Raw genomic sequence first — 15,512 nt, 5'->3', positions numbered from 1 at the left:
ATTTTGGAATCTTTTAGCGACCATTTTCAACATCAACTATTTCCAAACCAAATTCTTGTTCAACCGCTTTACCTTTTTGGAGCTTATCAATAGCCTTACCAGCTCTTTCATTTAATTGATCCATCTCCAATACAGTCTGCGCCATTTTTGGAAGCGCTTCTTGACGGAATTTTGATAAGTCTTCAATTGCAGCATTTACATCATCAAACGCTTTCTTTAGCGTATCCATATCCAATTGCGTAGATGCTGCTTGCTTATGAATCTCGGCCCCCTGCTGACGTAATCGTGCAGCAGTACCTGCGATAAGATTATTGGTAGTTTCATTAACAGCTGCCACTTTCTTAAGCACAATACGCTGATTTTCTAATGCAAGCGCTAATGTCACCGCAACCTGAAGCGCCTGTACAGTGACACTAACAGCACGATTAACACCACGAATTAACTCTTTATTATTGCGAATAATTACTTCAATCGTGAGAATACCTTGCTGGTTAACCGCAAGCTGCTGTTGCAAGTCCATAATACGCTGAGTTAAAGGAAACAAAATTTCTTCTTTAATAAAATTATGCTTCGGATCATCCATTGGAATTTCTGTTTCCAACTTTTCATTTAGCTTATCTGCTATTGCTTGCGCTAACGTAATAGCTTTTTTCAGCCGGACCGTCAGATCATGCATAGAGGACTGATCTTTTTGTAACGTAATATTATCGCGCTTCAGCTGCTCACGACCTTTTTCTAAACTTTCCACAATGTCGTCAATGACACGCCCAGAACTTTGATACATTGCAAAGTATCGGGCTAATGGAGAACCTACAAATGGCAGCTTACACAGCAACCGACGGATAAAACTGGCTGAAAACTCAAATTTATTCGGATCAAGAGACTCTACAGTATTACGAAGTTGTAATAACGAATCAGCAACAGGCCCTCCATCTTCTCCAGCTTGAGCCAAGCTATGTATTGGCTGCTTTAGCATATCAGAGCGCGCAGCAGCTTCACGTTGAAGCTTTCCACCTACTTGCTCAACAGCAGCAATTGCTTGATTTTTTTGGTTTAAATCCGCAGGACTTACGCTAAGCAAGTTATCAACAACTGATGCTGCTTGTGTCATTAATTCGTTGGAAATATCTGCTTTTACAGCATCATCCCCAGTCATGAGTTCTTTACGAACAGTTTCCACATCAAACGTATTTAACGTTTGTTCAGTTGACACTTGTACCATAACTATATGCTCCAACTATTGCTGCAAATTATAATCTGATGCACGCTCTGCGACTTGTTGTAACTCTTGCATTGCCATATCCATATCAACTTTAGCTCTCCCACTTGTTGTCTTAATATTTGCAAGTTGGGTTGAGACATTATCAATTTGGGTGAGCGCCTGTTCATTGGTTACAAGTAAATCATGCATACGCTGCAACTGACTCTCATACATATCTAAACGGCTTTGCAATGTTTTTCTTTCCAATTCAGCATTTGCTGAACTGTCTTCAGCTAGCTTACTGATTTTTTTTTGTAAGGTTTCAGTGTCCATAGCACTTACACTTTTCAAACCAAGTGCAACCCCTTCTAAATTGTCTAAACCAGCAAGAAATACCTGCTCAGCAATGGCGAGGTATCGACTAAACGTCAACTCAGTCGAATTAAACTTTTTCTGTAAAATGTCCTGGAAGTTATCAAATTTCTTTTTAAATAATTCCAGTTGACGAATACCCTCCTTAGAGTCAACCGTATTTAGTTCACTCTCTAGCTTTTTAAGCATCGCATTACGTTTAGTTACCATCGATTCATGAATTTCTCCTAAAAAAGCAATGATATGATTATTCTCTTGAATAAAGTACTCATATATCCACCCCAGAGATGCACCTGCAAAACCTGTAATAGCCCCCACTAAAGCAATGGTAGAAAAGTCAAAGAACATCATTGCTGCGGTGGAAAGTACACCAACAACTGTGGGATATAATAAAAAAGGGCTTTGTAGCGAACGCTTTAATACCGCTTTACTAATTGCCTTTTTAGATAGGTCTACTTTTTTACCGACCAACATAAGATATACCTACTGTTATATACTTCAGCAATCATCGCTTTCATTTTGCCTATATTTCTGGTTTATTCTCAATAACTCGCTCTGTACTTATTCACATTAAAAGTTTTCGCCTACTAGAACCAATTCCACACGCGGCAACCTGTAATAATAAGCTCTAGAGGATTCACCTGAGCGTTTAGCAAGAGGTTTCGTTCCACCAAACCCTTTTGCACGAATGCGGTGCTCTGCAATAGCATGAGTGATTAATAAATAACGACGCACCGCATCGGCACGTTCTTGAGAAAGTCTTAAGTTAGCGTCTTTATCACCTCTAGTTGACGTGTGACCACGCACTTCAATCCGAAAACGCGGATAGTGCTTTAAGTTTTCCGCAGCCCGATCAAGCTGTTCTTTACCTTCCAAGGTAAGCTGATCTGTTCCAGATGAAAATACGACAGGGCGTACTTTTAAGGTTCCTACATCCACTAACCGATCCCACTGTTTATCCGTTAAAGCTTTAAAATCAGGGGCTACGGTACTTTGAGAAACTTGATCCAGTTGTCCTTGCTGTGAAAACTGATCGAATAAACTAGCGACAAACTGGCTATTAGTTATCCGGTAAGGATCTTCACCAGGCAAAGGGTTATGAGTAACATCTCCATACTCACGCAATATACCAATTGTGCCTTCAATCGTATTGATTAAGGTTTCATTCGCATAGCCTTGCGCATGTGTACCAAACCAAATTCGTGCATTATCAGCCAGAGAAATCCAGCGCACACCATCAAGTACAGTACTAATTTCATCGTCATCTAATCGTAGCGTTTTTTTCAAGTCTTTTTGCAGTTGCTTTGGGTTATCCCGATAATATTTTTGGGTTTGATAATAGGCCTGTAAAAACAGTTTTACTTTTTCAGGCTGGTCTTTTGATAACTCTCGATTTACTAACAGCACATCCACAATTAATTGTGCAGTTTGATCACTACCCAATATTCTAATAATGCCGTCTTCTTTTAACGCTTTACTGACATGAGGCTCCCAAAGTACTGCGGCATCCACATCACCCTCTAACAGTTTTTCTAGTGCCTGCGCGGAACCTTCTGCTGTTACCGCCCAGTTACCCCGCTGTCGTAGGTGAGGGATATCAAAATGTACCGATAATGCCTTAAGTAAATGGTCACTTGGAGAATCTGGAGTAAATGCTATTCGTATATTATTTTTTGCTTTTAATTCATCCAGTGAAGCAAGTGTATCTTCTCGTGCAACCAGAGCATCTCCCCCCTTCGACTCATCAATCACATTAATAATGGTTCCAGGGTAATTAGTCTCTCTTCCTGTTAAAACATAAGCATCAACTGTCGCCACCGCAAAATCCAGCTTTCCTTTTGCAAGTCCTTTCATACGTTGTGCATAATCGGCTTTATCATTGATACAATTTAATCGGTAACCTTCCTGCCGTAGTCTCGACTTAATATGAGGAGAGCATAATGGGAAATAACCTACCCAATCATCAACAGCAATACTAATTTCACCTTTTGTTATACGCGCATCACTTGTTGTCTTTTGTTCCCACTCTGAAAACCAGGGTTTTATCAGGCTGGTTATTCCCATGACAACCAGACCTAAAATAATTAAAAATATGGTTGCTTTAACGTGCTTTGACATAACTACTCACCAAACGTATCAAGCGTAAAATCCTCTGACTCTGCCAGTACTTGTTCTAAACTTCGCTGCAAACTTTGTGGATCATTCGCCGCTTTATAATCAATAATACCAGGCTGATTCAGAGAGTGAGCTTCGTTAATACAAAAGCCAATGGTATGAATCATTACTGGGGATTCTCGACCAATTTTTCCAACTATAGACTCTGGCTCTTCGCCAATATTTGCTTCACCATCAGTCACAATAACTAAGTGATATTCACCATAGCCTAGTTGCGCTTTGGCTTGTTGAGAGAGCGCTTGATAACCTGTGCGAATGGCCGAAAGCAAAGGTGTACCACCTTCAACAGTGACAGATTTAACTGCTTGTACGAACTGGTCTTTGTTATTAGACGAGAGTGTAACCCTTTCAGAAAGTCCGTTTTTATCAAATACTAATAACCCCAAGTTCGCACTAGCAGGAATCTGACCTGCAAAAACTTCTAGTGCTTCCATTGCGGCGTATATTTTTAACTTTCCACCACCACAATCTCCCCCTGCCATTGAACCACTACCATCAAGCACTACATAATAATTAGTTTGTAATAAATCCTCTGCCACGGGGTTATTTTCTGGCAGTGTTGGCCAAGTGTTGAGTAAAGGCTGCATATTATAGGGGCGTCCATCATCACGAATTGATGGGACAGATTGAATATCTTCTCCATTAACAAGCGAAGATTTTGCAGCGCTATTTGCAGCTGAACTATTTTGTGTACTGTTTGTCCCTGACTCTTCACAAGCAGTTAGCCAAAACGACAACACAAGTATTATAAATAAGCGTTTATCCATGTGACCATTCCTTACCTTGACTGCTTTTCAGATTGCCTATAATGGTCTGAACACGGACGACTCTGCTTCAACCTGCAGAATTCTAAACTGCACCCGCATATTTGACCGCCATTGCTTTTCTGTTTTTGGTACACAAGGATCAGCACCACAAACCCCTGTTTTAGGTGCACTAATACCATGGCCAATAACCGCAAACTGGGAAGAGTCTAGTGATACTCCTTTACTTTTAGCAAAATCGATGATGTTATCACGTACTTCTTGTGCTCGACTCAGACTTAAATTTCGTGCTGCTTGCTTAATTCTGCCCAAAACCATCTGCGAAGCATTTGCTTTGCGTTTTCGTAAATAATTCATGGGATCACTATGCCCTTCTACAGTGATAATTGCGCCACCATAGGTACTGGCTAAATCCATTACTTTTTTGAAAGCATCTTCATATAGCTCAGCAGAAAAAGTTTTTTGGTTAGGTTGAAAAAATACTTCAAATGAAAATAACTCACCTTGGTCAAGATTACCTTGTTGTTGTTTTTGCGTGACCAAAGCAGCCACTTTACTTTCATCAAACTTAGGGGCTTCAGCTACATTAACTTGTGATAAACCTTTTTTAAGCTTGTCATAATCCCACTTCGCCTGAGCAACTTCTTGCTGTTGGCGTAACAAACCCACTTGCTGCAATCCATTCTGACTTTCTTTAACAATGACAGTAAAACGACGTGGATACGTATTATTTGCAAAAAATTTAACATTTCCATCATATCCAACATGACGAGCATCCTGGTACATACCCTCAGCATCCGCTAAAGCCTGTTCACTATCCAACAAGCCTTTTGCAGCCGCTCTCATCATTTGCTCATAAGCCTTGCTATCCACCGAACGTTGCTGAACAACATTGGTCATAGACTCTTGCCCTAACAACAAACTCCGTGCAAATTTTTCTACCAATTCACGATTTTGTTTAAAAAAATCACTACGAACAGCGTAAACATCCGCAATCACTGTATCCGCAGTTTTTGTGGATAATAATATTTTTGCTCCTTTAACTGAGTCTTCAGCCCCTGTTCCTACAGTTCCTCCAGAGGTCAACGCCAATGCATCCGGGATAATGACAAACACCGCATCAATATCTTTTTCATAAAATGCAGCCATAGGACTATTATCAGTGCCTGTTAAGTCTTTCACCCAGCGGACATTAATATCCTTAAACGTTAATCCTGCATCAGCAAGTATTCGAGATAAATAGTCAACATGAGGCCCATAAGCTTGTAATACGACTGTTTTGCCTTTTAAATCCTTTACAGTTTTAATGCCAGGCTTAACGACTAAGGCATCGCCTCCAGCAGAATCTGTTAACTTATAAATTACAATAGGCTTTGTTTTGGCATCTTTACTGATAACATCCATGGCCATGTTCAACATTCCAATAGTCCCCCTCAGAAAAGGAGAATCACCTTTCAAATAATGTTGAACTTGTTTTGCAAAATCATCTTCACGCGTTAGTCTTAATTGAAGTCCTTGTTGTGCAGCAATTGAGTTAGCTTGAGTAGACAGACTATTACCATTAGCGTGAATGACTGCTATGTCGCCTCCCCAACTAATAAAAGGAACCTGCAGTACATCCCCTTTTACTGACCCAATGCTAGCTGGAACCACTTGATCTAAGGGCTTTATATTTATGTACTCAACCGCTGCAGCTAAACTGCTTAATAGTAGGCTTGCGGTCACTACTAATGCTCGCAGCATATACCTCTCCTTTCATATAAATCTTTTTGTTATCTATACCCTTCACGAATGATTTCTAGGTTTTGTTATCTTCACTCCTCACCCCAACCAGCTATTAATATAGGCTCATGGGGCTTCGTCACTCGATGGCCGCACCTAAAAACCATTCGTATTAGGTATATCTTTAATATGCAGTAATTATTGTGAATACAAACTGTCTTATTAACTCAATAGAACTGCGAAATCATACGATGTTTACATTCATAAAACAGTGAAGATTACGTATTTTTACATATTTTTTAATTTTTTTATCGCAAAAAAATTTTAAATAACTAATAACAACTTTAGTTTAAGCCAACATACGCTACTTGTATCTTATTCAATACTCATTTAACGTCCTGAATGAGTCTGGATGGTTTAAGTTAAAATTATCAACATGTTGCCTTATTTCAGGACTGAATCCTTCTCTTCTGACCGACTCAATCAAATCTCTGAACTCCACTTGATCTTTAATCACTGTGCTGCCTGCACTGTTTTTAAGAGAATGATCAGCCACAATTTTTCCTCCGCGATTAACACTAGGTCCATTACCTCGATCATCAGTATAGTACTGAGACAACACAAGTAACCGCGATCCCAAAAAACAGGCTTCCTCTAAATCATGAGTAACGAAAAATATTGTAAGCTGCTCTTTTTCCCAAATATCCAATAAAAAAATCTGCAAATCTTCACGAGTATCTGGATCTAGAGCACCAAAAGGCTCATCCATCAACAATATGGGATGCTTCATAATCAGCGCCTGAGCAATAGCTGCACGTTGCTGCATACCACCAGATAGCTCATGAGGATATTTTTCTGCAGCTTCAGCCAAACGAACTCTCTCAAGCAAACTCATTGCTTCTCCTTTCCAGTCAGACTGACGTCGCCAGGGCATCCACCACCGCTGGTGAGAAAGATGCTTCCCTAACAATACATTGTCTAAAACCGATAAATGAGGAAACAATGAATATTTCTGAAAGACAATGCCTCGGTAAGGATCAGGAAATCCAACAGGTTGCCCTTCCACTAAAATTGATCCCTGGTCTGACTGTTCTTGACCAAGTATCAATCTTAACAAGGTGGACTTTCCACAACCACTTGGTCCCACTAGTGTACAAAACTCACCGTGTGATACATGCAGGTCAATGTCATCTAACACACATTTTGAGCCATAGCTTTTCACTACATCAGTTATTTCTAGCTTTTTGAATGCAGCACCAGCCCCTGTTAATGTCATATGATTTGCCTTTACTTTTTGCTTTCTGTATACCAGCTAAACACTTTGCGATTAAGCAAACTTAGCAGGAAATCAAGAGTGAAACCCAGAAGTGTAATCCAGGCAACATAAGGAATAATCACATCCATCGCTAAATATCGACGCATAAGAAATATGCGATAACCCAAACCTTCAGTTGCAGCGATTGCTTCAGATGCAATTAAAAAGAGCCATGCAGCTCCTAAACTCAATCGTAAAGAGTCAATTGCTCTAGGTAACACCTGCGGTAGAATAATACGGTATGCCAGAGCCATGGAAGAGGCCCCCATAGTTAATGATTTTACCAGCTGTTCCCTTGGTATTTTTATCACCGCTAAATATATATCCCTCGTCATTACAGGAAACGTACCAATAAAAATAAGTGCAACTTTTCCAAACTCATCAACACCAAATGCGATGAATAGAATGGGTAAAATTGCCAGTGGAGGTACCATTGCCACCATCGTGATAAAAGCTAAAAGGACAGACCGGAAGCCTATAAACAAGCCCATATTTAAGCCCAATAAAATGGCAACCAGTAACGCACTACCTACACCAATCACTATTCGGGTCAAACTGGCAAGGGTATCTTGCCAAAGCAAATATTCACCCGTTCGACGATCAGGAGCAAAAGCCATCCGTTGAATAGCATCTCCCATCTGAGACAAACTCGGCAGAATCTTATCCGCAGGATTTTCAGCCAAACGCGCATCAGAAGCCCAAAGGTAAACAACGACCACCAAGACAAAAGGCAATACTATTAGCAGACGCTTTAGCCATACAGGTGGATTTGCATGCAACCCCATGACTAATGGTGGTTTATTCATAAATGGCACCTTATAAACGATCACAAAGTTTTCTACATACTACACTATAAAGTGTAATCACTGATCATCCACTAAAGAAGGTCATCTATAGTTTGTAGTTCTTCTCACACTCTAGGATTAAATCACATTTAAGACCGAAGAACTGAACCTCAACAAAGTAAATGCAATACCCGAAGAATAACGAAACTTGATAATAAGGACAGGTCGAATCTAAAAGAATAAATAACTAAAAAAGCTGGCGTATCAAGATACTATTAACTGAAACCGCGAGATAAAAGAAACATAGTGATAATAATTAAAAATGTTACTTTTATGTAACAGAGTAGTTGCTGATAAAAATTTGTTACAGATTGTATACTTACAATCTCCTGTTATGGTTTATAAATAAACCTCACCTCCCTTTTTATGTCGCAGTATTTTAACAAAAATGTCGCTTATACGCAATATTTATAGAAATAAGCTCACCCAAGCACATCAAACCAACGTACAACAATATAGTTTAGCTCTGAAGTCGCACATAATTTAAGAAGTGATAACATCCACAGTTGTTTTTAAAAGCGCTAGTAAGACTCTCATCCTGTTAAAAAGCGTATATTAATAAGTAGACATAGTGAAAATATCTGACAATTAAGCTGTACTAATGTATCAGTACGCATTAGTACAGCTTAGTTAATCCAACAAGAGCGTTACCGACAACAGAAATAAAAATAATTCGTGTAAGCTCTATATCACTATAGCTTTAAGTCAATATCCGAAATTTGTACGTTTTTAGTCTTATTTTTTTGTATAAATATGTTGAACTTGAGCAAAATTACCCATTGGCTTTAACCTTTTTAATTGATCTTCTCTCAACCTAGGTAGCTCGTTTACATTCAATTTTTCAATTAACTCTCGATCAAAAACCATCCAGAACTTTTTCTTATCAACAAAAATAAGACCAGGATATGATGCACTCTCTGCTACTGCAAACCCTTGCGTAAAATCTGGAATTTCCTTGACTATGGTATCAGCAATAGCTCGAGCAATCACAGCATATCCTGATAATACTGGATGGCCATTTTCATTTTTTGGATATAGCATGACTCGATTTAAAGCAGCTTTCTGTAAAGGCTCAACAATATCTATATACACACTTCCATTACCAATCTTACTCAACTCTTCACTGAACCATTTGATTCGCACTTCCTCATCTGCAATTAATTTTTTATAATGATCTGGAGTACTCAATCCTTTTTCTAGATTAACTTTATCTTTATAAACTAGCTCTTTTGTTGGGATAATAGTATATATAGTTTTAATATTAATTGGATTTAAAATATTTCTTATATCTTTTGCTACCTGCAGCATTATTTTATACCCAACATCAACAACAGGCGATTGCAAGTTATTCTCACCACGAATTTTAGGTGTAAAAACTGTTGATACACCATCACCAAAACTGACAGCCCATTGATATTTTTTCGGTTCTGGAAACTCAACCGTAGGAGCATCATTGGCTGACAAATTAGTATTCAGCCTATACCTTGCCCAAAGATCTGATCCATACGCTAAACTGAAAGTTTCTAAAGGGTCATTACCAGTATAAAAAGCAATTATCAGAAGAAGAGGCTGAAAAACTGAAGCATTTCGCGCAGCTTCAAAGTATTGAATTGCTCCCCAACCACCTGTGGCCATAGTGTATTGCGTTATAAATTTATTTTTCGAATCCAAGTAATTATTAAAGATATGTGGCCAGTTATATATAATAGGTGCATTATTGCCATAGGTTTGGCTATCTCCCACAATCACTATCTCTGCATGATTTGGAACGCCAAAGTTTCGAAACCCTAATATATCGTGGGGACCAATTCCCCCCATTTCAGGTAATAGTGGTTTAGCTCTCACTTTAAAAACTGGATCTTGTATTAGAAATTCCATAGACTTAATGTCTTCGTCTCTGAAAATATTGTCAAAGAAAGGAGGAACCTTCTTATCTATTTGTACTAGTTGTAAGTCAGTACCTTGACCAAGCAAACCAGGCGCTAAATACCTCAATAAAAGCAAGGCAATAGATAGTAAGAATAGAGTAATTAAGCCAATAGCAGTATATTCTTTAAGTTTCTCGTTCATAGTTAAAATAGTGTATATATAAAAGGAGCAATGACTGAGCCTTGAGATAAAACGATTAAAGCCCCTAACAGTACAAATACTGTAATAATTGGCATTAACCAGTATTTTTTGCGAGCTTTCATCAGCCCCCAAAGATCTTTCATTAAATCCCACATTAGAAAGGCCTCTCGAAATCAAATGTTTTCATATGGTCTGATGGTATTATATAGCTACTCTTAGACTCATATTCACCTGACTCTATCTCAAGTTTTTTAAGTTTTCGCAGGACAAAACCAAATGGGGTTATTACAATAAAAAACAGTAAAGCTAATATTAAAAAAGTATTGACTTTACCAAGCACTCCAGCAAACTTCATCCAACCATCAAACAATTTGTTCTTGAAATCAAAGCTAGCAAGTAGGAGTAAAAAAGATGTGCCAGCAATAATAAAAGGCCATAATGGTATTTCATACTCAAAAATCCATGGTAATAAAAGTCCAAAAATAAGTATTACCATCACACCAAAAATAACAAAAAAACTATTAACCTGTTTTCTATCAGTCTGGTTCATAGTCCCTTTTCCATTTTCTTGCCAGTAATTCTTCTGGCTGTTGACTTTTATAAATAAGAGCTTGTTCCAATACCAGTATATCCATGTCAGTCGCCATGAAACATTCGAAAGCATCTTTTGGCGAGCATACAGGAGGTTCTCCTCGAACATTGAAAGATGTATTAATTACCATTGGAATACCTGTAAGCTTGTAAAAACTTGAAATAAGTTTATGAAACTTAGGATTAGTTTCTTCACTTACAGTTTGCAGCCTTGCAGAGTAGTCCGCGTGAGTTATTGCAGGCACATCAGATTTTTCAATACTTAATAGCTCTAACCCTTTTACAGAGTCAGGAATTTTCTTCCTATGATTTTCTTTTACAGGAGCTGTAAATAGCATGTAAGGGCTTACCTGTGAAAAGTCAAAGTATTCTTCTGTATACTCTTCTAATACTGCAGGAGCAAACGGTCTAAATGACTCCCTAAACTTAATTTTCATATTCATTTTCATTTGCATATCTGGAGAACGTGGGTCACCAATTATTGATCTACCTCCCAATGCTCTTGGACCAAACTCCATTGGCCCTTGATACCAACCAACAACATTTTGGTTATTAATTTCATTTGCAACATCAACACAAAGTTCATCATCAGATTTTATAGAATAAACTACATTGAGACTATCTAAATAGTGGGTTATTTCTTCTAAGGAGTACTTATTCCCAAGAAATGCTCCTCGCATATTATCATTATGACAAACCCTTCTCTCATTATTGAAATGTAAGTACCATAGAGCCAATGCAGCACCTAGTGACCCTCCCGCATCGCCAGAAGCAGGTTGAATCCAAACATTAGAAAAAGGTCCACTTTGTAACAACTTGCTATTAGCCACGCAGTTCAAAGCCACCCCACCAGATAAGCAAATAGAATTAATTTGCTTATCTTTATAAAGTGTATTAGCAAGTTTCAAAATAATTTCCTCGGTTACCTCTTGTATTGATGCAGCAATATCAAGATCTAACTGTCGAATAGACTGATTTGGTTTACGAGGCTCATCTTTAAACAATTTTGCAAAGGAGTCATTTGTCATTTTCAACCCAGTAACATAGTCAAAATACTCCATATTTAACTTATATGACCCATCATCCTTTATCTCAACAATTTTTTCTCTTATTAAGTTACTATATTTTGCTTCTCCATAAGGCGCTAACCCCATTAACTTATACTCGCCACTATTAACTTTAAAACCTGTAAAATAGGTAAAGGCTGAGTAAAGTAGACCTATTGAATGAGGGAAATTAATTTGCCACAAAGGTGTAATTTTTTCTTTTTCGCCTAACCAGGCACTCGATGTAGCCCACTCTCCTACCCCATCAAGACAAAGAATAAGGGCCTTATCAAATGGTGAGGGATAAAATGCTGATGCAGCATGAGATAAGTGGTGCTCAGAAAAGAACAGTTTTCCTTTAAATTTTTCCTCAGCAATATTACTTAATTGTTGCTTAATTTCTCTTTTAAGATATAGCTTTTCTTTAAGCCAAATTGGCATTGAGGTTTTAAAGGACTGCCAGCCCTTGGGTGCATAAGCCAAATAGCTTTCCACCAAACGTTCAAATTTCAATAAGGGCTTGTCATAAAACACCACACAGTCAACATCAGACAGTTGAATACCTTCCAATGACAAGCACATCTTGATGGCTTTCACAGGAAATCTTGCGTCATGCTTTATTCTGCTAAACCTCTCCTCTTGTAAGGCATATAAAATTTTTCCATCTTTCAGTAAGGCTGCAGCACTATCATGATAATATGCAGAAATACCTAATATATAAGTCATTACAGTTTTCTTTCTTATAAAATTTTATTTTCATAAATATAGCTATTACTCTAGTTCAATGAGAGAAAGCTGTTATACCTTTCGCACAAACTTAAATAAAATTTATTAAAGAAATGAGTAATGATTTAGATAATCATTAAAAAACTACGATACTTTTTTTGCTCATAGATAAAAAAAAGGGCCTATACGGCCCCTTTTTTTGGAATAACTAAACAGGGATGTTTAGATATTTTTACCCAATGATGTATTTTCAGAACGCAAGTCGCGACATGCTTGAGCAATACGTTCAGCCATACCCAACTCTGCAGCTTTACCCCAAGAGCGAGGGTCGTAGACTTTCTTGTTACCTACTTCACCTTCAACTTTTAGAACACCGTCATAGTTTTTAAACATATGATCCACAACAGGACGTGTAAATGCATATTGTGTATCTGTATCAATATTCATTTTAACTACACCGTATTCCAGTGTCTCATGAATTTCATGCAATTCAGAGCCAGAACCACCGTGGAACACTAAGTCCAAACGGGCATCTTTACCTAGCGCTTTTGCTACAGCATCTTGCCCATCACGCAAAATAGTGGGTTTCAGTTTAACGTTACCTGGCTTGTAAACACCATGTACGTTACCGAACGTTGCGGCCAGCAAGAAACGACCCATTGAGCCAATTTCTTTCGCTGCCATCACCATATCTTCTGGTGTAGTGTAGAGCTTGTCAGCAGAAACACCGGAGGTGTCGTGACCATCTTCCTCCCCACCAACAACACCTGTTTCAATTTCCAGAATAATTTCGTTAGCGACACAGTCAGCCATGATTCTTTTAGACTCTGCAATGTTTTGATCCATTGGTAGAGCTGAACCATCATACATATGAGAGTTAAACAGATTAGGCAAACCTGCTGCACGACGTTTTTTAGTTTCCTCAATAAGTGGCTTCAAGAATGAGTCAACATACTCTGGATGGCAGTGGTCAGTGTGCAGAGCAACGTTAATATCATACTCTTCAGCAAGAATATGTACGTAAACAGCCAGCGCAATTGCACCTTTTGACATTGACCCTACAGCTTGGCCAGACGCAAACTTTCCACCACCTGTGGATACTTGAATAATGCCATCAGAGTTTGCCATTTTTAAGCCCAGCAAAGTAGCATTAGCTGTTTCACTGGAAGAAACATTAATTGCTGGGTAGGCAAATTTATTCTGCTTTGCATTATCCAGCATTTGACAATACTGTTGGTAATTAACCACTGGCATGATGCGTTTTCTCCGATTATTGAAATATTTAAAAGTTTGTAGTGTAGTGAGCTCAACCCGTCGCCAAGCCCATTACCTTAAAATCTAATAACCAAGCGCAATGTGCTTTGGTTATATGGTGTAATTAACTTTGTTGAGCACGCTCTTCAAGCATTGCCACAGCAGGTAGTTTTTTGCCTTCTACAAATTCCAAGAAAGCTCCACCACCAGTAGAGATATAAGACACTTTCTCAGCAATATCATACTTATCAATTGCCGCAAGTGTGTCGCCCCCACCCGCCAGAGAAAAAGCATCACTATCTGCAATTGCAAGTGAAAGCGCTTTTGTACCTTCACCAAACTGGTCAAACTCAAAAACACCTACAGGTCCATTCCAGATAATGGTTTTAGTTTCAGCCAGCAATTCTGCAAACTGTTTTGCTGTTTCAGGGCCAATATCTAAAATCATATCGTCATCTGCAACATCATCTACAGATTTAATAGTAGCTTCTGCAGATTCAGAAAACTCTTTAGCAGTAACTACATCAACAGGCAGTGGAATATTGGTTTTAGCCATTAGCTTTTTAGCTTCAGGAATCAAGTCATGCTCACATAGAGACTTACCTACAGGCTTGCCTGCAGCGGCTAAAAATGTATTAGCGATACCACCACCCACTATCAACTGATCAACGACATTTGATAATGATTCAAGTACGGTCAGCTTGGTAGAAACCTTAGAGCCACCGACAATAGCAGCAACAGGCTTAGCAGGACTCAATAGAGCTTTTGCTAAAGCATCTAATTCATTGGCTAACAAAGGTCCTGCACACGCTACTGGAGCATACTGCCCAACACCATGGGTAGATCCTTGTGCCCGGTGAGCGGTACCAAATGCATCCATAACGTAAACATCACATAGCGCAGCCATTTTTTTAGCTAACGCTTCATCATTCTTTTTCTCGCCCTTGTTAAAGCGAACATTTTCCAGTAATACGACCTCTCCAGCGTCCACCTCAACGCCATCAAGCCAGTCTTTCACTAAGCGAACTGGCTGGCCTAGTTTTTCGCTCATATATTCTGCAACAGGTGCTAAAGAAAACTCTTCAGCAGATTCACCTTCTGTTGGACGACCTAAGTGAGACATTAGCATCACTTTTGCACCGGCAGCGATGGCTTGCTTAACCGTTGGTAAAGAAGCCATGATACGAGCATCACTGGCAACCTTTCCATTTTTTATGGGTACGTTTAGATCTTCACGGATAAGTACTCGCTTGCCCGCCAGATCAAGATCAGTCATTTTCAATATGGTCATGCTGTTTCCTATATACCTTCTTGTTGCAACGTATTACTCAATACACATCTATGAGTGTATTACTCCTATCTTTCACTGTTTTTATTGGTTTATGTGATGTCATTGGAGCACTCGACAACACCATAAGATGTAGTGTAATC

The 15,512-nt window shown here is 38.7% G+C and carries 13 protein-coding genes; all 13 read right to left on the bottom strand.

The genetic code is table 11. From position 1 onward, the window contains the following. Positions 1–13: 13 nt before the first annotated feature. The 13 genes from KHS79_RS17905 to KHS79_RS17850 all read right to left on the bottom strand — a co-directional run bounded on the left by KHS79_RS17905 (position 14) and on the right by KHS79_RS17850 (position 15,372). Positions 14–1,222, bottom strand: coding sequence for a toxic anion resistance protein (locus KHS79_RS17905; protein WP_051310697.1), 1,209 nt, complete (start codon positions 1,220–1,222; stop codon positions 14–16). Positions 1,223–1,237: 15 nt separating this feature from the next. Next, positions 1,238–2,047: a hypothetical protein gene (locus tag KHS79_RS17900; RefSeq protein WP_212720751.1), complete on the bottom strand. Its 810-nt coding sequence runs from the start codon at positions 2,045–2,047 to the stop codon at positions 1,238–1,240. 96 nt (positions 2,048–2,143) lie between these two features. Next, positions 2,144–3,691 carry a phosphate ABC transporter substrate-binding/OmpA family protein gene (locus KHS79_RS17895; protein ID WP_212720749.1) on the bottom strand — a complete coding sequence of 516 codons (1,548 nt, stop codon included), beginning with the start codon at positions 3,689–3,691 and terminating at the stop codon, positions 2,144–2,146. 2 nt (positions 3,692–3,693) lie between these two features. Further along, a complete protein-coding gene (locus tag KHS79_RS17890; RefSeq protein ID WP_051310700.1) occupies positions 3,694–4,515 on the bottom strand; it encodes a vWA domain-containing protein in 822 nt (273 codons plus the stop codon). 36 nt (positions 4,516–4,551) lie between these two features. Continuing rightward, complete coding sequence (locus KHS79_RS17885) at positions 4,552–6,255, bottom strand: ABC transporter substrate-binding protein (RefSeq protein WP_212720747.1); 1,704 nt, start codon at positions 6,253–6,255, stop codon at positions 4,552–4,554. A 358-nt stretch (positions 6,256–6,613) separates the two neighbouring features. Then, positions 6,614–7,510 carry an ABC transporter ATP-binding protein gene (locus KHS79_RS17880; protein WP_212720745.1) on the bottom strand — a complete coding sequence of 299 codons (897 nt, stop codon included), beginning with the start codon at positions 7,508–7,510 and terminating at the stop codon, positions 6,614–6,616. Positions 7,511–7,521: 11 nt separating this feature from the next. After that, positions 7,522–8,355 carry an ABC transporter permease gene (locus KHS79_RS17875; protein ID WP_230400354.1) on the bottom strand — a complete coding sequence of 278 codons (834 nt, stop codon included), beginning with the start codon at positions 8,353–8,355 and terminating at the stop codon, positions 7,522–7,524. Between the two features lie 774 nt (positions 8,356–9,129). Then, positions 9,130–10,464 (bottom strand): hypothetical protein, encoded by a 1,335-nt coding sequence (locus KHS79_RS17870; RefSeq protein WP_233468486.1) that lies wholly within the window; start codon positions 10,462–10,464, stop codon positions 9,130–9,132. 2 nt (positions 10,465–10,466) lie between these two features. Next, a complete protein-coding gene (locus KHS79_RS25955; RefSeq protein WP_233468492.1) occupies positions 10,467–10,559 on the bottom strand; it encodes a DUF5989 family protein in 93 nt (30 codons plus the stop codon). 59 nt (positions 10,560–10,618) lie between these two features. Next, a complete protein-coding gene (locus KHS79_RS17865; protein WP_212720741.1) occupies positions 10,619–11,014 on the bottom strand; it encodes an SxtJ family membrane protein in 396 nt (131 codons plus the stop codon). Further along, positions 11,001–12,827, bottom strand: a complete 1,827-nt coding sequence (locus KHS79_RS17860; protein WP_212720739.1) for a carbamoyltransferase family protein — start codon at positions 12,825–12,827, stop codon at positions 11,001–11,003. Before KHS79_RS17860 ends, KHS79_RS17865 begins: the two co-directional genes overlap by 14 nt. Positions 12,828–13,049: 222 nt before the next feature. Beyond that, positions 13,050–14,081, bottom strand: coding sequence for a class II fructose-bisphosphate aldolase (fbaA, locus tag KHS79_RS17855; RefSeq protein ID WP_027706659.1), 1,032 nt, complete (start codon positions 14,079–14,081; stop codon positions 13,050–13,052). Between the two features lie 124 nt (positions 14,082–14,205). Next, positions 14,206–15,372: a phosphoglycerate kinase gene (locus KHS79_RS17850; protein WP_212720737.1), complete on the bottom strand. Its 1,167-nt coding sequence runs from the start codon at positions 15,370–15,372 to the stop codon at positions 14,206–14,208. Positions 15,373–15,512: the final 140 nt, after the last annotated feature.

Source organism: Zooshikella ganghwensis, assembly GCF_018263875.1.
GTDB lineage: Bacteria > Pseudomonadota > Gammaproteobacteria > Pseudomonadales > Zooshikellaceae > Zooshikella > Zooshikella ganghwensis.
This window is presented reverse-complemented; position numbering and strand designations above follow the sequence as displayed.